This window comes from Moorena sp. SIOASIH (genome assembly GCF_010671925.1).
Classification (GTDB): domain Bacteria; phylum Cyanobacteriota; class Cyanobacteriia; order Cyanobacteriales; family Coleofasciculaceae; genus Moorena.
The window spans coordinates 243,658-268,581 of the sequence record NZ_JAAHIH010000008.1 but is presented as its reverse complement, the minus strand read 5'-3'; the positions used below and the strand labels follow the sequence as shown (position 1 = coordinate 268,581).

Sequence of the window (24,924 nt, the reverse complement as noted above, 5' to 3'; positions counted from 1 at the left end):
CATTAATATAAAAATTATCTTATAAAAAGCACCGGAAGTGATAAACCATGTCACAATAGCCAAATGTCTTCTACCCAGATTCATGGACGGTAGTTAAAACCGGCCCAAGGGCTCGCTTCTCCTCCCTGTCAGGCGAGAGGCCTATCTTAATTGAGACGGGGTTTCCAAATATGGCAAGATTTTTGATGAATGGCTAACTTAATTGTCTTCGGGTTACTGGTAGTCTATGGGTATGGCGTGTGGAAATTCTGGAGGGGGTTTGAGCGGACTGACTTCAGCCGGAGTTTAACCAATCGGATAGCATTGTCACTGTTGTGGCCAGCTTTAATCGTTGCTAATAAGTCCTATCGCAAAAACTTTACTAAAGCCCTTAAGGGCAGATAGGAGTGGTAAATAGCAGTGGCGGTATTTGGCTGATTGGTGGAACCACCGAAAGTGTGACTCTGGCAAATGCGATCGCATCCAGGGGTATGCCCTGTACAGTAACCGTTACCACAACGGTGGCTAAATCCCTCTATCCCCAAACCCCAAATTTAAGGGTTCAAGTCGGGCGTTTAGATACAAATGGGCTAGAGCAGTTTTTGGAGAAGCATGGTATTGTAGCGATCCTAGATGCCTCTCACCCCTATGCAGTGGAAATTTCCCAAATAGCGATTTCAGCGGCTTGTGCTCGGCATATACCTTACCTGCGTTTTGAACGGCAACAGCTAAGTTCTCAGGTAAGTTCTGAACTAGACAATTCACCAATAATTTATCTCAATAGTTTTCAAGACCTGATTGCTGGTAACTATCTCCATCAGCAGCGGGTATTACTGACCATCGGTTACAAACATTTACCCTTATTCCGTGACTGGCAAGACCAATCAACCCTATGCGCCAGGGTTCTCCCGAGTGTTACTGCAATTGATGTAGCGATCGCATCTGGATTTAGCCCAGATCGAATTATTGCCCTGCGTCCTCCGGTACCAGCTGATTTGGAAAAGGCACTCTGGCATCACTGGGACATCTCTGTGGTTGTCACCAAGGCGTCTGGGGTGGCTGGGGGAGAAGATATCAAACGAGCCCTAGCTGCTGAGTTAGGCATCTCCCTAGTTATCATTACTCGCCCAGTTGTTGATTATCCCCAGCAAACCAGCAATGTATCTGTGGCCTTAGAGTTTTGCGATCGTTATGTTTGAACTCCCCCCCCTTAAATAACAGCTAAGCATTCAGCCGTCAGCTGTCAGCCGTCAGTTGTCAGCCGTGAGCTAAAAGCTCACGCGTGCGCGTTCAGCTTAAAATAAACCTATGCAGGTCTATGGCCACGCTACGCAAACGGTAGAATTTAATAGTTCGAGATTAATCAGAATTGAAAGTCTGGGGATTTGCCCTTGGCCAAGGCTGTTCGCGTAGCGTGCGCGTAGCGCATAGGCTGATGGCTGATGGCTGTTCGCGTAGCGTGCGCATAGGCTGATGGCTGATGGCTGTTCGCGTAGCGTGCGCGTAGCGCATAGGCTGATAGCTGTTCGCGTAGCGTGCGCGTAGCGCATAGGCTGATAGCTGAATGCTTAAAACCAAAGCTTAAACCATCGCTGGTTCGAGTAACTTGATATTAGAAAAGTTGAATTCAGTAGCTGTCCGCCCTTTTTCCTCAATGGCATAAACTACTTGACGAGTCATAATATAATAATCACCAACTTTATCAAAGCTGTCTTCAAACTCTCGTTTAGCCATCAAATCACCAGTTTTGGCATTGCGAAAAATGGCATTGTAGCCTGAAGAAATATACCCTTCTCCTGTATCTAGGCTATCGTTGGTATTAATTGTAAAAGCCATCGGACCCATAACCCGACTGACATGACAAATTTCCTGCCCTCGGACTTTATAGTTAGAGCCCATAGCATCACCCTTGACAAAAATTTCTACTGCACCAGTATAATCGTTTTTACCAAAGCTAAATTGGTTTTTACCATGGGCTTTTTCAAAAGATGACCGCTTGCGGTGGGTCACAATATCCCGCATCTGGTTATAGACACTTTCTTTGACCTTTTCATCATCAAACCCACTAACTTCAACACTGTGATCACCATTAATGCGAACTTGACCAGTGTATACTTCATCACCTTGCTTAATTTCGAGGTCAGCTTTGTAACCAGGAAAATCGTCGTCCCAGGTGTAGCGGTTTTCGTAAGCCGCCTGGAACACTTCACGAGCTGTTGCGTTTTCGATCATAGTCTTGTTAAGTCAACCGATATTTTTAGCTAATAGTTCCCACACTAGACAAACTATACTAGGGAAGTGTTACTATCCAAAGACTACTCACTAATCTCTGACGGTGGTTATTATAGCATTACTGCTTTATATAGAATCTTTAAATTGGGTGAGGTAGTTTCAGCTAACTTTAAGCTAAAACTAAATTTTCACCATTACTCCCAAATTGATCATGCTTTGGAAGAAGTCTAGGTAAGTTTAGTTTAAATTTTCCACAAAAAGCTGGCCAATTATACCGTTAGGTTTTATAAAATAATGAACTGTTAAGCATTAACACGATCAGCTGACTTTATTTAAATTCCATAGTTCTGACAGCTGCTCATCCTGTTCTGGTCACTAGGAACTATGGTTATTCAACAACCAGATTTGATCTAATTCTCCGGAGAGGATATCGCTTAAGCTTGCCAGCTTTCAGCTAACCCCCTAAGCCAATCAATCGCTTGCCAGCTATCAGCCCTTGATCATGCTAAAGTTACTGGGGGCGGTGATGGTAAGGGTAACCTTTTAAGTGGATGGTTAATCCATATCAGTTGGTTGATTGGAAACCATCACAGGAACTTGATAAAGAGGTACTGTGAAGGTAACTGTTGACCCTAAATTTTCCCCCATACTGAAAAAATTGACCACACCCCCCATGGTTTCAATCAGCTTTTGGGATATGACTAGACCTAAACCTGTGCCGCCATATTGGCGAGTGCGGGAACCATCCACTTGGGTAAATGTTTGAAACAGCCGGTCTTGCTGGTCGAGGGAAACACCAATGCCAGTATCAGCAACTCGAACTTTAACCAATCCTGGGAATTCCGTACCTTTGAAAGTTATCTTCTTTCGGATCACCTCAGCACTAACAGTCACCCCACCTTCATCAGTAAACTTAATGGCATTGCCCACTAGGTTTAACATTACCTGTAGCAGCCTTTGATAGTTACCATACATATCAATGCCATCATAGACATCAGGCATTTCAATTCTGAGGCTGAGGTTTTTGAGCTCAGCTTGATTGATCGTAAAGTCCTCAACTTTTCTAAACAGAGACTCTAATTCTACTGGAGCGAGTTCTAGCTCCATTTTACCCGCTTCAATTTTGGCAATATCCAGGATATCATTAATAATATTGAGCAGATGCAATGCAGAATTGTAGGCTTCTTGGATAAAATCCCGTTGCTCCTGTGGATCGTCTGCCATGCCATCAAGAACCAACTTGAGAAACCCAATCATGCCATTGAGAGGAGTGCGTAACTCATGGGACGTATTAGCCAGAAAATCACTTTTGTGGCGAGACGCTTCTTCAGCCCTTTCGCTAGCTATTTCTAACTCCTTGTAAAGGGTGCCATGAGCGATCGCTGTGCCGACTTGTTCAGCCAATTCTGCCACTAACTTTACTTCTGCGGCACTCCATTGACGGCGATGATCACACTGCTGTAGGCAAATCAAACCATTAGGTTCATCTTTATAGGAGGTTGAAACCACCAACACAGACAACTGTTCCCATTCACCGGAAACAATGTGTTCGACCAGCACTGGCTCCTGACTAGTGAGGGCTTGTTCGAGGTAAGGCTCAGAATCTAAGGGTAGCAGTTGTTTCGCCATTGACCGCAAGGGCTGTTGGCAATATTCTGCCTGCACCTTGGTTACCCGTGCGTCTGGTTTGTAATAGCAGACGAGGCAACGGCTTACCTGGAGTGCCTCCCCTAGACTTTGGGCAGTTTGTTGCCAAATGGTATCTAGATCGAGGGTACGACGAATTTGCCGGGCAATTTTGGTGAGTAATTTTTGATGGGGGTCTACACTTACGCTTGTAGGAGATTCCCGCCATTCCAATGTTGATGATTCCGGCAACAAGTGACCCATAACTAGAACGGTTGTTGCTTCGCCATCCGCTGGCAAAATAGGACTAATCACCAACTCAAAGGCAAAGGATCTGTCCTGGTAACAAAACGATTGAACACAACGTTCAGGGGTTCGCTGGCTCAAAATTCTCTGAAGCCTCTCTTGGTAGGCTTCGGCTTCAGTCGGGCAGAATGCATCTTCTAGGGGAAGTCCCACCACTTGTGTCAAACTCAGACCATATTGCTCAGCAGCTTGCCAGTAAAAAGAAAGGCATTTACCCGATGCCTCTTGAGTATACACCAGCTCACACCCTAAACCCTGCAAAAAGTTAGAATCACCTTGTGCACTAGCGGATTGCCTATTATTTATATATCCAGTTTGAAAACATTGAAAATTCACAGGTGCAGCCATTAAAAGAAACCTGGAAACTACAAGCAACACCGGGAGCCTCAGTTCCCGTTTCAACATGTAAATGCAACCACCCAACCCTAACGCACGAGCCAATGGCAACGTCTCAAAGTAGATGCCTTTACCTCTTGTCTATCAATCGTTCCACTCACCTCGGGGGGGCAGGGGCGGATTTCGGTCAAAGGTACGGGCTAATTCCTGATCTGTTCCCCTTTCACCCCTGAGCCATTGACGAATTGCCGTTTCTATTACTTTACTCGGATCATTAGTCAAGTGTTTGATTTGATCCAAGAGTTCCGTATCCAAATGAATAGAAATTTCTTCTTTGTCAGCTGAACGTGATAAATCTACGTTAGTAGCTTTGGTAGAGTCAAGGTGGTTTTCAAGCAAACCCTCTTGATGTAAGGCATGATCATTCATAATCGATGGGCTAATAACACTACTAATATAACTTTACGATAACTGACAAATAGCCTGGCTCAGTTATAACCATTCCAGGGATAGTACCCTTACCTCTGACGGAAAACATTAAAATACATTAAGTGAAGCATGAACTCAATAGACCAGTTATTGACTGGTAAATACCAATAGCTTATGACTGATGCCCCTGTCTCTCATATTCGTAATTTTTCGATTATCGCCCACATTGATCATGGGAAATCGACCTTAGCTGATCGCCTACTGCAAGCTACTGGGACCGTAAGCGACCGCCAGATGAAAGAACAGTTCCTGGACAATATGGATTTGGAACGGGAGCGGGGAATTACGATTAAGCTGCAAGCGGCTCGGATGAACTATACTGCTAGCGATGGTCACGAGTACGTTCTCAATTTAATTGACACTCCCGGTCATGTGGATTTCTCCTATGAAGTGTCGCGCTCACTAGTGGCTTGTGAAGGAGCACTGTTGGTAGTCGATGCATCCCAAGGTGTAGAGGCTCAAACTCTAGCAAATGTTTACCTAGCCCTTGAACACGATCTAGAAATTATTCCCGTTCTAAATAAAATAGACTTGCCTGGAGCTGAACCGGAAAGGGTAAGTACCGAAATCGAAGAGGTCATTGGTCTTGATTGTAGCCAAGCGATTCGAGCATCAGCCAAGGAAGGTATCGGCATACAAGAAATCCTGGAATCTATTGTACATCTAATTCCACCTCCAATCGATACTGTAGACCAACCCCTAAGGGCGTTGATTTTTGACAGTTACTATGATGCTTATCGTGGCGTAATCGTTTATTTTAGAGTGGTTGATGGCACTCTAAAAAAAGGCGATCGCATTCGCTTGATGGCATCTCGCAAGGAGTACGAAATTGATGAGCTAGGGGTGCTTTCCCCTAACCAAGTCCAAGTGGATGAACTCCACGCAGGTGAAGTTGGTTACCTAGCTGCTGCCATTAAGGCGGTAGCTGATGCCCGTGTGGGTGACACCATTACTTTAGCAAAAGCAGCAGCTATTGACCCTTTACCGGGATACACTGAAGCCAAACCGATGGTTTTTTGTGGCTTGTTTCCCACTGATGCTGACCAGTACAAGGATTTAAAGGAGGCATTAGATAAGCTCAAGCTCAATGATGCTGCCCTGAACTACGAACCAGAAACTTCCTCTGCCATGGGATTTGGCTTCCGCTGTGGTTTCTTAGGCTTGCTGCACATGGAAATTGTCCAAGAGCGCCTGGAAAGGGAATATGATTTGGAGCTAATCACCACTGCCCCTTCAGTGGTGTATCAAGTGACCACCAATCAGGGAGAAGTCCTTGAAATTGATAATCCGAGTACCTTGCCATCCCCCCAAGAACGGGAAAAAATTGCCGAACCCTATGTCCGGGTAGAAATGATTACTCCAGAAACCTATGTTGGGACTCTGATGGAACTCTGTCAAAGCCGCCGTGGGGATTTTAAGGATATGACTTATCTTGCCCAAGGACGGACTACTTTAATTTATGAATTACCCCTAGCAGAAGTGGTTACTGACTTTTTTGATCAAATGAAGTCTCGCTCTCGGGGTTATGCCAGTATGGAGTACCACCTCATTGGTTACCGAGATAATCCCTTAGTCAAGCTGGATCTACTGATTAATGCGGAGCCTGTGGACTCCCTGGCAGTAATTGTCCACCGAGACAAAGCTTACTATGTGGGTCGTACCTTAGTGGAAAAACTCAAGGAACTCATTCCCCGGCACCAATTTAAAATTCCTCTTCAAGCGGCTATTGGTAGTCGAGTCATTGCTAGTGAACATATTCCGGCTTTGAGAAAAGATGTATTGGCTAAATGCTACGGTGGTGACATTTCCCGGAAGAAAAAACTTCTCCAAAAGCAGGCAAAAGGTAAAAAGCGGATGAAAGCTGTAGGGACTGTTGATGTTCCTCAGGAAGCGTTTATGGCAGTATTGCGTCTTGACCAAGGCTAGAGGGGGGATTCAGTCATTAAAAGTCCAGACCTGAAAGCCAAGTACTAATCTCGGAATGCTTACTACCAACCAAGTAATTCTCAACCGGAAAGCCTATGAGAATTCGAGGATAACCTTCGGTAATTACGGAATTGGTTTTCAAGGTAGGTGAAAAACTATATGGAGAGATATATATCCGGACTTTTTGCCATAAATTAAGTAAAAATTGTCTAACTGGACACTGTTAAATTCAGAGGTTAGTTTAGGATTGATTTCACATCACAAAAGTTCAGTGGCATGAGAATACTAGTTACTGGTGGGGCTGGTTTTATCGGCTCCCATCTAATTGATCGTTTGATGGCAGAAGGTCATGAAGTTATTTGTCTGGATAACTTCTACACTGGTCACAAACGGAATATCCTGAAATGGCTGGCACACCCATACTTTGAGTTGCTCCGCCACGACATCACTGAACCGATTCGGTTAGAAGTTGATCAAATATACCACCTCGCTTGTCCAGCATCCCCAGTTCACTACCAATACAATCCGGTCAAGACTATCAAAACCAATGTCATGGGTACCCTATACATGTTAGGGTTAGCCAAACGGGTGAAGGCGAGATTCTTATTAGCATCCACGTCTGAGGTATACGGGGATCCGGATGTCCATCCCCAGTCAGAAGATTATCGGGGTAATGTCAATCCCATTGGGATTCGCAGTTGTTACGATGAAGGCAAGCGAGTGGCAGAAACCCTCGCATTTGACTACCATCGACAGAATGGTGTAGACATTCGTGTAGCCCGCATTTTTAACACCTACGGTCCTCGAATGCTGGAAAATGATGGGCGAGTCGTTAGCAATTTTGTGGTGCAAGCTCTGAAGGGGGAACCCTTAACGGTTTATGGGGATGGTTCACAGACCCGAAGTTTTTGCTATGTCTCCGACTTAGTCGAAGGACTAATTCGACTTATGAATAATGACCATACCGGACCGATTAATCTCGGAAATCCTGGAGAATACACTATATTAGAACTCGCTCAGGCGATTCAAAAAATGGTGAATCCTGATACAGAAATTATCTTTAAGCCTCTACCTCAGGATGACCCCCGACGTCGTCAACCAGACATTAGTAAAGCTAAAACTTTACTAGGTTGGGAACCTACTATTCCTTTGTCAGAAGGGTTAGATTTGACAGTGTCCGATTTCCGTAAGCGTTTAACTCCTCAAGAGGAAAACAATCAGATTTAATTAAATCAATCAACCTCAGGTCAGGGTGCCAATACTATCTTTGGCTCCAACCGTGAGACTTTCCTAACGTTTACTAACGATTGAAGTTTATATTAATTGAGGCATAGCTCCATGCGCGTTTGTGTAATTGGTACAGGATATGTGGGCTTAGTAACTGGCGCTTGCTTAGCCCATATCGGTCATCATGTAATCTGTGTAGACAACAACGAAGAAAAAGTTAAGCTGATGAAATCTGGACAGTCCCCCATCTATGAACCGGGACTGTCGGAAATAATGCAAGAGTCAGCTAATGCAGGTAGACTTGAGTTTACCACAGATTTGGCGGCTGGGGTAGACCATGGGGAAATTTTATTCATTGCAGTGGGAACTCCCCCTCTACCTACCGGAGAAAGTGACACTCGTTATGTGGAAGCTGTTGCCAGAGGGATTGGATCCCATCTTAAGGATGGTTACAAAGTAATTGTTAACAAATCAACGGTACCCATTGGTTCTGGAGATTGGGTACGGATGATTGTCCTAGATGGGGTAGCTGAACGCCAGAAATCTTTGGTAACTGCAGGAGGGCAAGCTGAAACTGAACCAGCAGAAGAAATTACGGCGGATTTTGATGTGGTCAGTAATCCAGAGTTTCTCCGAGAAGGTTCAGCAGTTTACGATACCTTTAATCCAGACCGTATTGTCCTAGGAGGCAATAGCGAAAAAGCGATCGCAATGATGAAGGAACTGTATCAACCAATTGTCGAACGCCAGTTTGCTGAAGACAAATCCCTTCCCCCAGTTCCTGTGCTAGCTACAGACCTCAGCTCTGCTGAGATGATTAAATATGCGGCTAATGCCTTTTTGGCTACTAAAATTAGCTTTATTAATGAAATTGCCAATATTTGCGATCGCGTAGGTGCTGATGTTACCCAAGTTGCCCAAGGCATTGGTTTAGATTCCCGGATTGGCAACAAGTTTTTACAAGCAGGAATTGGCTGGGGTGGTTCTTGCTTCCCCAAAGATGTCTTAGCACTACTCCATACCGCTGAAGATTACGGTTATGAAGCAGATTTGCTTAAAGCCACTGTCAGTGTCAACAAACGCCAACGTCTACTTGCCGTTGAAAAACTCCAGAAAGAGCTGAAAATCCTCAAAGGTAAAACAGTAGGGCTGTTGGGTTTGACCTTTAAGCCCAATACTGATGATATGCGGGATGCTCCTGCTCTAAATCTGGTCGAGGAACTAAACCGACTCGGGGCCAAGGTCAAAGCCTATGACCCAATTATTTCCCAAACTGGGATGCGTCATGGTCTATCTAACGTGATTGTCGAAACGGATCCAGAACGGTTGGCTGATAGCTGTGATGCTTTAGTGTTAGTTACAGATTGGGATCAGTTCCAGAAGCTCGACTATGGTAAAATGGCTGAGCTGATGAATAATCCGGTGATCATTGATGGTCGCAACTGCCTAGATCGGATCCAGCTAGAACGTGCTGGTTTCTCCTATTTGGGAATTGGTCGTTGAAGTCTCCCCCCTCCTCATAGAGCGAGGATTGATTGTCAACCTAAAGTTGTTAGAGCAGCAGCGGTATTCGCATCTTATTTTGAAATGCCTACTGGATATGAAATTGATGGGATAAGTATTTTTGCTTATGAATGAGTAAGGCTTCTAGAATTTAGATGCTTTTGCCCTGGTTAGAGCAGCTGATTAACTGCATCTGTCAACCCTGAGGTTTAAAACTTCCGGACGCACCTCTGAGTTGGGACAATCAATTTGTGTTGTTACTTACTGCTCCAGGGAGGAGGACTTTCCTGGAGCACTTTGATCACCAAATTAGCGGCATCTTTTAGGATTTTTATGATAGTCAGTTGATCTTACTGATCTTTCAATTGCCATAAGTAAAATCCTGTACTAGAATTACTGAGGGGTCTGACCCCTCAATTATTTTGTAAAGACTAGCTGAGTACCGTGAGAACCCAACTGTATAAAATTGAAACCGCTCAATTGTTCTTACTGGTTCAATCAGTAATGGCTGCACGGCACAGCTCACTATTCTTTCGACTCAAAAAGCCTAGTCCCATTACTTGTTAATCAATTCCACTCTGTGATTGTCTCGCAATCTGCCTCGTCTTTCCTATAATCCCGTAGGGACTTCGGGAGGTGCGACCCAAGGCCGGGGAACCCGGCCCTTGGAGGCGCGCACCTTGAGGTACGACCCAAGGCCGGGGAACCCGGCCCTTGGAGGCGCGCACCTTGAGCGAATTTAATTTTTAATGGGTCAAGGGCACCTAAGGATGTTAAGCCTGAGAAATTGGTCCGGTTACTCTTGTGGGTTTAACTAATTTTAACCGATTTTCTCCGGATTTTGATTAACAGTTGTCAATTCCATCCCCAAAGCTAAAAATCCTAGTTGTTGGGATTTGCCAACAACTTTGTGTTAAGACTAATGTTGGTGAAGTTCTACGAACATAACCACAGTCAGCACTACCCACAGGAGGGTGAAGGGACATCAAGCCTCTAACTTTAGTTAGCTGAGCAGTAATGACCATTAAGATTGGCTAAGTTATCGGCAAGTGTTCAAGTCCTACCTTGGAATACGTGATAGTTCCAAGCTCTAGAACCGAAACCTTAAACAGTCCTAGCAGGGGTAAGACAGTGGGTTTTGGATAGTATCCATCGATAACATTGACGAAGCGCGAAGCGATGTGCTAAAGCGCACGGCCAACATTATCCCCTCAAAGAGGTTTTGCAGGTTTCCACCCAAAAAATCGGCACTTCCTCAAAAGGTGAAGTCAGGGAGCTGATTTGGTTGTTAAATATTGGGGGGATTAGATATCTATGTTGATGGTTTGATGGCTTCATCGATGCCAGCAACCATTGACTATCAGCAAACCTGATCAGTAACCCAAGCGTGATCTAGTTGGCGACAAATCGAGCTAAGCACTAAACTCTAGTAATGGTAATTTTGGTGATAGTTTTGGCTTAGATCACTAACAGTCCAGGAAAATCTGAGGTATCTGAGCTAATATTGGTTCATTTTTCAACAAATCTGAGCCAAAATAATCTAAAACTGGGTGTGTCCTAAATTTTTGACCATAACTGGTCAGGCAAGATCAATGAGAGTGGAGGTAGTATGAGTCGCCCAAAACCAAGCCCTTTCCTAGAGCGGCGACAGGGTTTACAGAAAGGATTGATTAGTCAAAAAACCCAGACAATCCAGCAAACAACTAGTCAATGTCTGAGATGGATAGTCAAGAATGTCCTTCTATGGATGCAACTACTTAGTACTGGGTCATTCGCCGTAGTCTGGATGCTGTCCTTGAGTGCCATTGAACCAGCTCAGGCAACTGCTATATATAAACATACTAAGTTCTTAGAGCAGCTCCGGACAAATCAGAGCAATGATTCAGGTCAATCCGTTAGTGAGGAAAGTGAAGAAGTAGCCCAAAGCAAAATTGTAGCACTAGGAAAGCTTGGAAGTCAACAGGAGACAATCCCTGAGCTAATTAAGACCCAAAAGTCTTCTGCACCAAGTACCAAATCCACCAGAAAAGTGGCTTCACCTGTGCTGCCGCACGCCTTATCCCAGACTGAACAAGCAGCTAAACGGGCAGCTAAGCCTAAGTTAGGGTCACGCCAGTCAAGGGCTACCCCTAAGGCTATCCCTCCACTACTTAAAACCAAGGCTGTTCAGCCAAGTTCTGCCGCTACCAGGCAAGGAGATTTACCATTATCTCGGTTGCAGCAGCAAAAATTAGCCAAACGGGAGTCTACACCCAAAGCTGTTCCTGCACGGCTCAAAACCCAAAGCTCAGCTACCCCTCGAAGGACTCCCTCCAAAAAAACCGCAGCTGCTCCAATCCAGCCGACGGCTACCCCCCAGCCAGAGGATATAGCCAAGGTTCTTCCAGCACGCTTCAAAGGCAAAAAGTCGGCTTCACTAACTTCACTAAGCAGTAGCGGCAGGGAGAACAGAGCTACCCTACCCCAGCCGAGAGGTAACCGCCAGGAAGGACAAGCAACTAAACCCAAGTTCAGGTCACCCTATGCAAGGTCTAGAGCTAGGGCAGTCCCAGCCTTCGGAAAAGCCCAAGCCTTGGTTTCTCCAAACACCACCACTAGCAAAAAGGTGGGTTCTCCAATTCCTGAGTCATCTGACCAGCCTCAAAAACCAGGGAAACTGGAGCTAAAACCAGAACAGAGGGATGGGTTACCAAAGTCATCCCTCCCCAATAACACTAAAGTCTCTCATCGACCTAACCCTGACTCTACCTCGAAACTAGGCTCATCAGTCCCTGAATCGTCGCAACTCAAACAGAGCAAACCAGCTAACTCTAAGCTAGTCACCCAGAAGAAATCTGCTGACACTAAAGCTGACACTAAAATAGACCAGTTAGCTTTAACCCCATCACATCAAAAGCCTCTAGTGTCATCATCGGCGTTGCTAAACCTAGAGCAAATAGACTTAAAGTGGACGGAGTTCAAGCTAACCCAACTGTTGCCCTATGGCAGCAGTTCGAGTGTAGATTTGCAAGGAGTAGTCCCAGCTAACTGGAGCAACTGTCAAACAAACACATCCTGTAATCAGCTGCTGCCATCCCTAATTCCGAAGTTAGTTCCAAATAGTGCCAACTCTAGCTCGAACCAACAGACAACCTCCCAAGCAAAAACCGCACCTTTGCCAGTACCAACAGACCCAATTCCGTCCAATGCTGGTAAACTTCCCAACAAGTTCAAGCAACTACCTCCTTCCCCACCAACCCTGCCGGAACAGCTAGGGCAAGGAACGGCCACACCCCTATTTCTGAATAACTACCAAAATCAATCGGTAGGACAACTGCCTGTCTTCCCACAAAGCAAGACACCAGCGCCATTGCCAGCACTTCCTAACTCGATGCCGTTGGGAAGCAATACTCCTAACCCGAATTGGGGCTATTTCCCTTACGTGCCACAAACGGTACTATTGATGCCGATGATCCCAGGAGTAACTGGGTCGATGCCGTTGGGTACGAGTAATGGGTTACCTGGTCAATTGCCATACTTACCACAAACGGTACTATTGATGCCAACGGCTGGGTTCGGCATGTCAACCCCCCAGGGAATAAATAGTTATAACCCTAGCTATAACCCTAGCTATAGCCCTAGCTATAACCCTAGCTATAACCCTGGGTTAGGACAGCTACCTTATTTGAGAACTACACCGGCTCCCCTGCCAGCTCCAGTCAATCCCATTCCGATGGGGGGTACTACCTATAACCCTGGCTTCGGTCAGTTGCCCTACCCGAGACCTATGCCCGCTCCTCTGCCAGCCCCAGTCAATTCCATGCCCATGAGGGGTAGTCCTTACAATTCAGGTTTAGGTCAGCTGCCCTATCTGAGAAGTTCCCCATCCCCCCGGCCAGTAGTCCCGATCAATCCCATTCCGATAGGGGGCAGTAGTTATGGCTTGGGCTTAGGTCAGCTACCGTATTTGAACAATATTCCAGGGCAGGTACCAGGGCAAGTCATTGCGATACCAATGATGCCCAATCCCAACATCCCTGGCTTGAGCCAGTCTCCTTTTCCAGCCACCCCTCCAGGTCAGGTACCAGGTCAATTCATCCCCATCCCAGTGGTGCCGAATCCCAACACCCCTGGCTTTGGTCAATCTCCTTTCCCAGCCACCCCCCAACCACCCCTACCAGGGCAAGTCACTCCGATCCCAGTGGTGCCCAATCCCAATACCCCTGGCTTTGGTCAAGTACCCTTCTTGCAACCAGCACTACAACCCTGGCCACCGGCTCCTAACTCAAACCTGAATCGACCAACCTCTCCCCCAACTGCCCAATCCCCCGGTCGCCCGTTGCTGCCTACTACCGCTCTCACCCCAGCATCCTTGCGTTTCCAAGGCAGCTTCGTGAATCAAGGGGAAAATTCAGTAGCCAGAGCTCGCTTGGACGGAAACTATGTGCTAACGCCCCAATTCCTGTTTGGAGCTACCCTAGATCTGACTAGCGAAAATGACCAATTGGTAGACTCACCTAACGAAGGGGCAACTATCAATCAGTTGTTCTTTACCGCTGCTCCTGCTAGCACCTTACCCACTCTGCGCTTTTCTGTCGGTCAGTTGGATTTAACCTCCTACTTTGATCGGAATAGTTTTGCCAAGGATGGGGTAAGCCATTTCTTTAATCCAGTTTTTCAAACTAATCCAGCCTTGAGTGCTACTGCGATCGCATCTCGTCCAGGTTTATTGGTTAACTGGGCAGTGACAGACAATATAGAAGGCAAAGTTGCTCTGTTTTCATCAGCTGAAAGTCTGGAGCGATTTGACCTCAATGGCTTGGCTGGAGAAATTGGTTTGCGCTACGATAATGTGATCGTGCGAGGAACCTATGCCTCAGGCAGGGATGGTGGTGCCAATAGTGGCTTCCGGGAAATTTTCTCCATCGAACGGGGAAGGGATGACTTTGGCATCAACAAGAATGATGATGAAGAAGCATTTGGTGTCAATGGCGAAGTGTTTATTCCTGAACTGAATATGGGCATATTTGGTCGCTATGGGGTTTACCGCAACCGGGATTTGGATGAAGAGGGAAACACCTTCAGTTTCGGAATCACCTTCTTGGATTTGTTTTCTAAGAATGACCGGGTAGGATTAGCCTATGGTCGGGATCTCTCCAATGAGGAATTGCGCCAGGAAAATGGGGATGATGTACCAGATGTCTTAGAGCTATACTACGATTTCCAATTTTTACCTAATGTGCGGCTTGGTTTTAGCCTTCAGCAACGCAATAGTTTAAAGGAAACGTTTGCCGGATTTCGATTGAAAACCGATTTTGATGTAACTCCTAGAGGTAGGTTGACTCAATGATTCTAGAGGAAGGCAAAAGGAACAAGGGAAAAGGCTTACCCCCCATAAAGAGCGGAGAATCTTCGGGTCAGAGGCAAAAGGCAAAGGGACTGGATTCACCTTGCCATCAGTGCCGCCGTGTGGTAAGGTCTTTTCCCATTTACCTATTACCATTGACCGTTTACCTCTTACCCTTAACTGTTTCCCTTTTCCCTCTTGCCTTTTGCCTTGAGGCAGTTCAAGCTCAAACTACTCCGGTGCCGATTATCAAAGCCTTTAATCTGCTCAGGGAAGGACGAGTAGAGGAGGCAATTAAAGAGTTTGAGCAAGCTGTCCAGCGTTATCCCCAATCCATTGATGCGAAGATTGGCCTAGCCATCGCCTACCGCCGACAGGGATTGATTGACCAAGCCTGGGATGCCTATCAACAGGTGCTCGCTGAAGACCCTACCAATGAGTTAGCCCTAAGTGCAGTAGGTCTGTTCGGGACTTATAAACAAGAATGGCAGGCTCAGGGAATTGAAGCCCTTACGGTCTTGCTCGATATTAATCCCAATGATACAGAAGCTCGTGGCAGGCGAGCTCTGCTGTATGGTTATCAGCAACGATTTGGTAAAGCGATCGCAGACTATGAAATTGTGCTGCAAACGGATCCTACTCCAGATGTGCTAATAGGGGCAGCAGAAGTTTACACCTACAACGGTAACCCTCAAAGGGGTCTGGAACTCTTTAATCAATACCTCGCGACAGGGAATGTGATTAGTGGCTATGCTGTCCTGGCTTATGCCCAATCCTTAAGGCAAACTGGTAATGCGGCTCAGGCGGTGCAGGTTCTGGAAAACGAGTTAGTGGGATTCGCCCTAATCGATCAGCTGGATGACCTAGGCATCCAAACCCGAGCCGCCCTCTCCCAAGCCTATGCTGAAAATGGACAAATCTCTGAAGCCTTGGCTGTATTAGAGCCTTTACAAGGTCTTCCTCAAGCCACATTGCCCTTAGCGCGATCGCTAAATGAAATTCGCAATAAAAATCAAGATCCAGCCCTCGAACCCCAAGTCTCTATGCTCTACCGCCAGGCACTGGCAGAGAATCCTAATGACCCTAACTTAATTCGGGAGATAGCTGATGTGTTCACAGGCATACCCAGCGAACGGGCAACCGCATTGCAGCTTTACCAACAACAGCTTGCCTTCGAGCCTGATAACCGTAGTCTGATGATTAAGATCGTGGGTCTGGAACGTCAGACCGGGTTAATTTCTCAAGCGGAATTGAGCAACCGTCTAGCGACCATACTGATTCCCCTACCTACTGAACCCAGCGAATTGCAAGCGGTGGCAGAAGCCTTGATCCCGATCGAGCCGCCGGGGCCAGAATTTCTATCTATTTACCAAAATATCCTGGCATCTGGGGTTAACGCCCCGTTTTTGTACTTTCGGATCGCTCAACTTTACATTGAAGCCAATGACTTGATCTCAGCTAGAAATGCTTTGGCTATTTATACTGCGACACCCCAGGGAGCTGATGATCGGGCAGTACAGTTGCTAGCGGCAGATATTGAACGTCGTGAAGGGAATTGGATTGCTAGCCGTCAGCGTTACCAAGCCTTAATTGCCAGCAACCCACAACGGGATATTCTCAATGGTGCATTGCAAGGATTGTCATCTATACTTCTGCTACAGGATAGACCAGGGGAAGCTGTGGCAATTTATGACCAACTAGTGGCGCTCAATCCTAGTGATGTTAACCTACAGCTAGCACGAGCTACAATTGCGTATCAAGCGAATCTGATTCCAGAATCCCAAGCTGAGGCATTTGTCTACTATTGGTTGCAGACACAACGCAATGTGCTTCCGCCCCAAGAACTCTTTGCTTTAGTTGGTGCTCTACCTGCCAATCCCACACGGGAACCCCTATACATTTCGCTGCTGCAATCTGAACCAGACAACATACCAGTAAACCGCCGTTTAATTCAGGTTATTGCTCAGCGTAGTCCAGAATTAGCTAGAGCTCAGGTGATTGAATTAGTCAATCGGGCTCCTTACTCCGTTCAAACATACTTATTGCAGGGAAGATTGGCAGAAGCGATTGATGAGTTAGACATAGCAGAACGTGCCTATCAGGTGATTTTGACCGCAGAACCAAGTAACACTGAGATTATTGCTGCTTTAGGTGGTGTTCGTTTCCAACAACGACGCTTTGACTCGGCCAAGCAACTCTATTATAGGGGTCTTGCGATCCAACCCCTGGATTTTGGAGTACGTCGCGCCTTAGTTGGACTAAATCAGACAGAAGACTTCAAAGTCAAAGCCCTAGAACAGTTGGAACAGCTACGACTGGAGGAATTCAGTCGAGGGTCTAGTACTGCTACCCTGTCCCGTCAGAGACAGCAAATCCAAGAAGGATTTCTTTTTCGCCGGGGTTTCCAACCGCCTTGGGAACGTTTTGATTAAGGATAAAAAATGAAGTCTAAATGAAGTGTCAAGTGTCAAAGATGAAGTCTAGATGAAGTATAAAGGATGAAGTGTCAAGGATGAAGGATGAAGGATGAAGGATGAAGTATAAAGGATTAAGGTATGGCAAGGGAAAATCCCAAATGGCAATTAGCACTTAACAAGTGGTAATTTTCTAATCACAAATGAATAATCCAGACATTTAAAGCCTATCTCTGAATTCAATAATTCTGAACTCTGATGTTTTTAGGCTAGGCTGATGTTCAGACTTCTTGCCTTACAAGACCACATTGGATCAATCTAGAAGCTTGTATCCAAATATGTTTGAGCAGTAAATGTTTGAGCAGTTAATTAACGATGTCATACAACAGCCGTCAACGTTTATTTATGGGTCGCACCCTCAGCGTTTCTATCGTTACTTTAACCATTATGTTGAGTCTATTGGGTTGTGCTCCCCATCAATTGTCAAGACGACCGTCTCAAACCCCTTCACCACCCCAGTCATCACCAGGCAAAACTTCTTCAGTCTACCGTGAGTATCCTGAGCCAGACCCTCCGAATACTGCTTTACCTATAGACGAAAGCACTATCATAGCAGAAAGTTGGAGTGTATACAAACAGAAATTTATTCAAAAAGACGGGCGAGTCATCGATTACGAAGCTAGCGATCGCTCAACCTCTGAAGGGCAAGCCTATGGGATGCTGCGAGCGGTGATTGCCGATGACCCCACCACCTTTGCCCTAACCTTAGAATGGTCTCAAAACAATCTCAAACGCTCAGGAACTAATGGTACTCTCGAAGACCAACTCTGGGTGTGGAAGTGGGGTCGTGATCAGAGCGGTAACTGGGGTGCGATTGACAGAAATTTTGCCAGCGATGCCGATATTGATGCAGCAACAGCATTAATTCTCGCTTCCCGTCGCTGGAATCGACCGGAATATCTCGACTTAGCCTTAACTAAGCTGGAAGATTTGTGGAACTTGTCCACCAAAGAGGTAAGGGGAAAGCGCTATCTTCTGCCAGGTCCTGTAGCAGCTTTTGTCCCTTCTCCATCAACTGTATATCTCAACCCCTCATATCTTGCTCCTTTCTCCTTTCGTCTCTTTGCCCAAGTTGACCCCAACCATGACTGGTTAAGTTTGGTCGATAGTAGTTACCAGGTGTTAAAAGAGTCTTCCCAGGTTTCTGCTGTAGGCTTACCCAGCGATTGGGTAGCCCTTGACACCGAAACTGGTAAATTCCAGCCATTGCCACCAGACAGTCCACTCAAAAGTTCTTATAGCTTTGATGCCTACCGAGTCTGGTGGAGGGTTGCTTGGGATGCAGCTTGGTTCAATACCCCAGAAGCATTTTCTTATCTCGGTACTGCCACCCAGCATTTGCAATCCCTGTGGCGTTCTTCCTCAAGGCTGCCCGCCAGGATTGATATCCAGGGAAAACCAACGGTGACTTACGAAGCCACTTCCCAATATGCCATGCTTTATTCTGCCCTACGTTTAATTGAGCCAGCCATGGCTAGGGAATTGATAGAGCAGAAACTAATACCACAATATCAGGAAGGGATTTGGGATGATCAATCGGCCTATTATACCCAAAACTTAGCTTGGTTAGGGTTATTGCCTACCACAGCCATCGACCGCAACCTGTTAAATCCGAGTTAGTGACGGGAATAGTGGAAACATACCAGTAACTATACCGATAACTATACCGATCAATCTATACCAATCAATCAGGTGATACAGGTGACAAAAATGGTCTCAATCGTTAAAGTTAAGCCTAAACAATACAACTTATCTTGATAAATTAATGGTTATCTTACTATTCTCCTAGTATTCTCTATAGTTACAATTATGAAATTCTTGTTTCGCCGCTCCCAACCCCAAAATCCTACGACTAATCATCAACGACGTGCTCTCTATGGTCCTAGATTATCCTTGTTGCTGCTATGTGCAAGCATGGTCTTAACCCTCGGCATCGGTACTACCCTAACCAGAGCTCAAGGGGACGGTAACCTCAGAAAACAGGAAGACCAGTTCATCCAGAAATACACCTTACCCAAAACCCCCACTAAGGCTCCAGTCTACAAACCTAAACCGCGACCTCGGCCTCGGCCAGCTGCGCGACCTCGACCAAAAGCTGCTCCGGCAGCGCCACCACGAAGACGCTCTAATCGAGCCCCAGCCAGGGTTGCTCCCGCCCGACCTCGACCAGCTGCCCGACCTCAACCACGGCGGACCCAATCACGCTCCCAGTCCCGACCTCGTTCACAGCCCCAATCTACCCCAAATCCGATTGCTTCTACGCCGAATATCCCATTAAGTGAGTACATCTTGCAATTTAACCGTTCTCCGATTGTAGGCAATCGCCTCCGTATGCGGGGGGTTTATTCGGAAGCAAGACTGGGCTTTACCCGTCCTCGGGGTTGGAAGGTAAAAACCGCCAAAGCCTTAATCCGTTTCCAGCATTCACCAGCCCTGATTGCAAATCGCTCTAACCTGACCTTGCGGATTAATGGCACCAGTGTGGCAAGCGTCCCTCTCAACCGCAAGCAGTCTCAGGTGGCTAACGTCATGTTTGCTATCCCAACGACCCTGATCCAGGACTACAATGAACTTTCCCTAGTAGCCCAGCAGCACAACACCACTGGCTGTACGGATGGAGGGGATGCCACGTTGTGGACTGAGGTTTTGCCGGATTCAAAATTAATCTTCCAATACCAAGTTGAACCTATCCCCCTAAACTTCAGTCGCTATCCTTATCCTTTCTTTGATCAACTCAGCTTAGATGCCAATCGCATGGCTTATATGTTGCCGAAGGGGAATGTCCAGACCCGATCCGTGGATTCCTTAGAATCTTGGTTGACTGCTGCGCCTCGTTTACAGGCTTCCCTAGGCAGGTTGGCTGACTTCCGTCCCATTACCACCCGTTTGGTAGAGACTATCGACGAATTAGAGTGGGGCGATAGTTTAGTTGTGATTGGGACTCCTGGAGATCAACCGGTGTTGAAATCTTTAGCACTGCCCTTTACCTTTTCCGGGAATCAGATTTTAGATGGGAATCAGATTCCCTTACCCGATGATGTCGGTGTGCTGGCACTTACCACCGTCAATGATGGCAGTAACCCGGTCTTGGTGGTGACTGGCAATGGACCAGATGGCGTGAAAAAGGCTGCCCAGTTTTTAGTACAGCCAGATACCAGTAAACTTGGCACAGGTCAATTAATTTTCGTGGATCAGGTTCGGGATGTACCAATACCATCCTCTCGAAATTGGCCTGGTTATTTGCCAGAAGAAAATTCCTTTACTCTCGAAGACATTGCTACTCAACCCAATGGTAAACCCTTTAAAGACGTCACGGTGCGAGGGACTTCAGCACCACCGGTAGAGTTTGATTTTCGTGCCTTACCGGATGATCGGTTTAAACGGGGCAGTTCCATGAATTTAGTTTACAGCTATGGTCCCCAGGTCAATCCTAGAACTTCTGCGGTAGAAGTCTTACTAGATGATGTACTAATTGGTGGTAAACGCTTGAGCAAGAGGGATGGCTCACAGCGAGAAACCCTCAAAGTGGATCTTCCTGCCAATCTGATTAAACCCACCTCTAAAATCAAAGTCGCTTTCCGGCTTAACCCCAGGGAACCAGAGGAGTGTGGAAAAATCACCGATCAACAACTAACCGGTACGGTTCATGCTGAGACCAACTTCAAAGTTAATCGGGAGACGTCAGTTCAACTACCTAATCTAGAACTGTTGCAAGCAGGTTACCCATTTGCAGCTCCTCAAGATTTGTCCAATACAGCGATCGTGTTGTCAGAAACACCATCTGATACCGATCTGCTCACCCTCCTCTCTATCAGTGAGCGTTTAGGACGTCTGAGTAAGGCAGATTCAGTACAGCTGGATGTTTACACCATTGAACAATTGCCTGATCAGATCAGGAGGAAGCGCAATCTAGTCGGAATTGGCACCAGGGATGAATTTCCGTTTCCAGAGGTATTTGAGTCAAAAGGTTTGCGTTTGAGTAATGCTCTAGGACGTCAGTGGGGTGAAGCTAGTGTCCAGACTCTACCGGATAGTGAAGGGGTAATTAAAGAAATCATGTCTCCCTATAACAATCAGCGGGTACTTTTGGCTTTGAGTGGTCAAACGGAAAATGGCTTAGACCGAGTGCGGCAGATTCTCACTAAAGATTCTTGGTTCTACCAGTTGCAGAAGGATACGGTTTTAGTTAGTAGTTATCTCCAAGACCCTGCTGGTTATGACCCCGATGCCTATAAGCTACAGTTCTTAGAACTAGCCCGTTCTAAAAAGCGCATTGAAAAAACCTCTGCCCTTAGTAAAGCATCGTTCTTCCTCCAACGAAACTGGTGGTTCCTAGCTTTAGGTATTCTAGGCGTAACCTTCCTGCTTTATGGCATTAGCCAGTTGTACCTCAAGCGTGTCACAGATCAAAAAAGTCATTAGTAATTAGTGATTATTGATTAGTATTTAGTCTTGATTAGTCTTTAGTTTTGTTTGTCTATTAGATTAGATGAGATTAAAATTTCACTGACTGACTAATCACTAATTAGTAATCAATAATCGCTATAGAAACTATATAGCATTTAAAAATAGATCATAAAACCAAATGCTGATTTATAAATAACAAAAAAAAAATACTGCGATATCTTTAGTAATGTTCCCTGTTCCCTGTTCTCTGTTCCCTGTTCCCTGTTCCCTGTTCCCTTTGTTAATCAATATTAGTTTCACATCTCAAATCAAAATGCTATAAATTGCTATGTCTTTTTCCTTATTTAAACAATCGCGATCTAGGCAAAATCGCCCTCGTCGATCCCCTGTAATTACATTACTCGTTGATCGCCTGCCTCGGTTTTTTGACCGAGTCCTAGCACGGCTAGGGTCCAATCACTTGTGGTGGCTGGTTTTGCTGCTGGTGTTGCTATCCATACCCCTGATTACTACACCCCTGACAGTCAGGCAACAGGGGGTTGTAGCGATCGCACTCATCTTGGTTGGTCAAGTGGTAGTGCGCACTGAAGCCAAACAATCTGACAAAACAGTTAATGAGTATTTTCATCTGTTTTTAGTATGGCTGAGCCTGGTGACAACCATGCGCTACTTATACTATCGCTTTGCCTATACCCTAAATTTTGATACTTGGATCAACGGGTTTTTCTGTGTGCTGTTGTTGGGGGCGGAATTGTATGCAATTCTAACCCTAGTGCTAGCTTATTTTCAAACCCTAAAAATCAAAGACCGAGAAACTGTTGATCTGGCTAACTATCCTCAAGACCAATGGTTCAGTGTTGATGTTTACATTCCAACCTACAACGAACCTGTGGACATTGTCCGCAAGACAGCACTAGCCGCTCTGGCTATGGACTATCCGGAGGATAAAAAACAAGTCTATGTCTTAGATGATGGCAGAAAGTATCCAGAGCGTCGCAAAAAGTTGAAGCAGATGTGCGAAGAAATCGGCTGTAAAATGCTGATTCGACCTAACAATGATCATGCCAAGGCAGGTAATATCAACACAGCGTTTAAGACTACCAAGGGCGATCTGGTATTGATTCTGGACTGCGATCACATCCCAGCGCGAGAATTTCTGATCCGTACAGTCGGGTTTTTCTACAACCCAAAGGTATCCTTTGTGCAAACGCCCCACTGGTTCTTTAACCCCGACCCCTTTGAGCGAAATCTGCAGACTAAGGGTGAGATTCCAGTGATGAATGAACTCTTTTATAAAGTACTGCAAAAGGGCAATGACTTCTGGAATGCTTCATTTTTCTGTGGCTCAGCAGCGGTAATTCGCAAAACCCATGCGCTGGAGATTGGGGGAATTGCGGTTGAAACCGTTACAGAAGATTGTCACACGGCCTTCCGGCTCCATTCACTAGGTTATGAGTCAGTGTACTATGACCAGATTATGGTTGCTGGCTTAGCCCCTGAAACCTTTGCCTCCTATGTGGGTCAGCAAGTGCGTTGGGCAAGGGGAATGGCTCAGATTTTACGGCTAGAATTTCCCTTGTTGAACTGGAAGGCAAAACATCTGACCTTAGGCCAGCGGATTTGCTATTTTTCAGCCACCTCCCACTTCTTCTATGGCTTTCCCCGCCTGATTTACGCTGTAACTCCCACTCTGTTCCTATTGTTTGGCATCAATCCGATTCAGGGTTTGGGGATAGAAACCTTATTTTATGCCTTCCCCCATCTACTGATTAGTCTCAATGCTAACTATATCACCTACAAACAGGTTCGGTTTTCCTTCTGGAACGAGGTGTTTGAATTTGTGATGTCATTCCAGACAGGGTATGTCACTCTGATGGCGGTGATTAACCCCAAGCTAGGTTCATTTAATGTAACTGACAAGGGGGTATCGATTAGTAAGCGGAGTTTTGATTGGCAGTCAGTACAGGGCCTTTTGGTAGTGACAGCTCTAGTTATTGTTGCCTTACTAGCTGTTCCGTTTTGGCTGCTGCTCCGTCCAGAAGATACAGAGGCGGTCTTGGTTAACGCCATGTGGTGCGTCTTTAACTCGGTTCTGCTGATAGCAGGTTTGTTGGTTGCCTTTGAACAACCCCAACAACGCCCCAAACACCGCCTGCTACGACGCCTTCCGGTGACAATTCACACCACTGACCAGAGTTGGCCAGGGGAAACGGTTAATATATCAGAAAGCGGAGTTTTAATTGCTTTAGATAGCTGGCCGAACCTACCTGATCAAGTAGACCTAGAAATTGTCGGAGATTACGGCAGACGAGCCTTTGTTCCTGGACAAATTATCCGCAAGACACCGATTAGTGACCATCAAGTTCACCTTGCGATTAATTTTATCAACCCCACTCAAGCTCAGCTAGATGATTTAGTCTTAGTAATTTATTCCGATGTCAGGGAGTGGTATTCCCAGAAGCGTGCGATCACAGACCGACCCATGGGCTCCTTAGGTTTCCTAGCCACTGGTCTGTTCCGTTCCTTCCGAGAGTTGAATACCCAAACCACTACTAAGGTGCGTAAACAGATTAGGGCTACTGCTCAGCTTTATTGGGAAGGTAAGTTTTACAGTGGCAGGGCAACTGAAATGGGAGTCATGAGTTTACGGGTTGAATTAGACCGCAGCACTGCCTATTCTGACACCACGGAGCAAACTAGTCCATTGCTGACACCAGAAGATTTACGGAGAATGGGGAACGACGAACCCTTCGTTGGCTTGCTATTGAGTCAGGAATCCACTAACCAGTTACCACAGCGATTGTTGGCTCAAATTGTGGATGTCGAAGATTTATCCGATCAAGTTGCTATTGAGTTGAAGTTCCCAGACCAATTAAAGCAGAAACAGGAGACCAAAATTAAACAGCTTTTGAAGGTACTTTAGTTCAAGGTTGAAGGTTGTTCGCGTAGCGTGGCCTTTTGGCCAAGGTTTAATCAGGTTGTTCGCGTAGCGTGGCCTTTTGGCCAAGGTTTAATGGGTTTGAAGGTTGAATCAGGTTGTTCGCGTAGCGTGGCCTTTTGGCCAAGGTTGAATCAGGTTGTTCGCGTAGCGTG

14 protein-coding genes are annotated in these 24,924 nt (G+C 46.0%); 10 read left to right on the top strand and 4 right to left on the bottom strand.

All coding sequences use genetic code 11. The annotated features are described in order from the left end of the window. Positions 1-189 precede the first annotated feature (189 nt). Together F6J90_RS39275 and F6J90_RS39270 are read left to right on the top strand one after the other, a co-directional pair. On the top strand, positions 190-384 hold the full coding sequence (locus F6J90_RS39275; protein ID WP_008178699.1) for a hypothetical protein: 195 nt from the start codon (positions 190-192) through the stop codon (positions 382-384). Between the two features lie 2 nt (positions 385-386). After that, on the top strand, positions 387-1,178 hold the full coding sequence (locus F6J90_RS39270) for a cobalt-precorrin-6A reductase (protein WP_293107061.1): 792 nt from the start codon (positions 387-389) through the stop codon (positions 1,176-1,178). A gap of 117 nt (positions 1,179-1,295) precedes the next feature. On the opposite strand, the gene F6J90_RS39265 is transcribed toward F6J90_RS39270, so the two are convergent. The 4 genes from F6J90_RS39265 to F6J90_RS39250 all read right to left on the bottom strand — a co-directional run bounded on the left by F6J90_RS39265 (position 1,296) and on the right by F6J90_RS39250 (position 4,878). Next, positions 1,296-1,529: a hypothetical protein gene (locus F6J90_RS39265; RefSeq protein ID WP_293107058.1), complete on the bottom strand. Its 234-nt coding sequence runs from the start codon at positions 1,527-1,529 to the stop codon at positions 1,296-1,298. A gap of 31 nt (positions 1,530-1,560) precedes the next feature. Next, positions 1,561-2,211, bottom strand: a complete 651-nt coding sequence (locus tag F6J90_RS39260; protein WP_293107055.1) for a DUF3386 domain-containing protein — start codon at positions 2,209-2,211, stop codon at positions 1,561-1,563. 555 nt (positions 2,212-2,766) lie between these two features. Beyond that, on the bottom strand, positions 2,767-4,548 hold the full coding sequence (locus tag F6J90_RS39255) for an ATP-binding protein (protein WP_366514003.1): 1,782 nt from the start codon (positions 4,546-4,548) through the stop codon (positions 2,767-2,769). Between the two features lie 75 nt (positions 4,549-4,623). Further along, positions 4,624-4,878, bottom strand: coding sequence for a type II toxin-antitoxin system CcdA family antitoxin (locus F6J90_RS39250; RefSeq protein ID WP_071107791.1), 255 nt, complete (start codon positions 4,876-4,878; stop codon positions 4,624-4,626). A 204-nt stretch (positions 4,879-5,082) separates the two neighbouring features. Here F6J90_RS39250 and lepA point away from each other — a divergent pair, with 204 nt between their 5' ends. From lepA to F6J90_RS39210, 8 genes are all read left to right on the top strand, one after another. Beyond that, positions 5,083-6,894, top strand: a complete 1,812-nt coding sequence (lepA, locus tag F6J90_RS39245; protein WP_293107049.1) for a translation elongation factor 4 — start codon at positions 5,083-5,085, stop codon at positions 6,892-6,894. Positions 6,895-7,170: 276 nt separating this feature from the next. Further along, positions 7,171-8,121, top strand: a complete 951-nt coding sequence (locus tag F6J90_RS39240; RefSeq protein WP_293107046.1) for a UDP-glucuronic acid decarboxylase family protein — start codon at positions 7,171-7,173, stop codon at positions 8,119-8,121. A 111-nt stretch (positions 8,122-8,232) separates the two neighbouring features. Beyond that, positions 8,233-9,624, top strand: coding sequence for a UDP-glucose/GDP-mannose dehydrogenase family protein (locus F6J90_RS39235; protein ID WP_293107043.1), 1,392 nt, complete (start codon positions 8,233-8,235; stop codon positions 9,622-9,624). 1,609 nt (positions 9,625-11,233) lie between these two features. Beyond that, positions 11,234-14,953 carry a hypothetical protein gene (locus F6J90_RS39230; protein ID WP_293107040.1) on the top strand — a complete coding sequence of 1,240 codons (3,720 nt, stop codon included), beginning with the start codon at positions 11,234-11,236 and terminating at the stop codon, positions 14,951-14,953. After that, a complete protein-coding gene (locus F6J90_RS39225) occupies positions 14,950-17,382 on the top strand; it encodes a tetratricopeptide repeat protein (protein ID WP_293107038.1) in 2,433 nt (810 codons plus the stop codon). The genes F6J90_RS39230 and F6J90_RS39225 overlap by 4 nt, the downstream gene beginning before the upstream one ends. A 357-nt stretch (positions 17,383-17,739) precedes the next feature. Further along, positions 17,740-19,044 (top strand): glycosyl hydrolase family 8, encoded by a 1,305-nt coding sequence (locus F6J90_RS39220; RefSeq protein WP_293107035.1) that lies wholly within the window; start codon positions 17,740-17,742, stop codon positions 19,042-19,044. 189 nt (positions 19,045-19,233) lie between these two features. After that, a complete protein-coding gene (locus F6J90_RS39215; RefSeq protein WP_293107032.1) occupies positions 19,234-21,846 on the top strand; it encodes a cellulose biosynthesis cyclic di-GMP-binding regulatory protein BcsB in 2,613 nt (870 codons plus the stop codon). A 313-nt stretch (positions 21,847-22,159) separates the two neighbouring features. Then, positions 22,160-24,754: a glycosyltransferase gene (locus F6J90_RS39210; RefSeq protein WP_293107030.1), complete on the top strand. Its 2,595-nt coding sequence runs from the start codon at positions 22,160-22,162 to the stop codon at positions 24,752-24,754. Positions 24,755-24,924 lie beyond the last annotated feature (170 nt).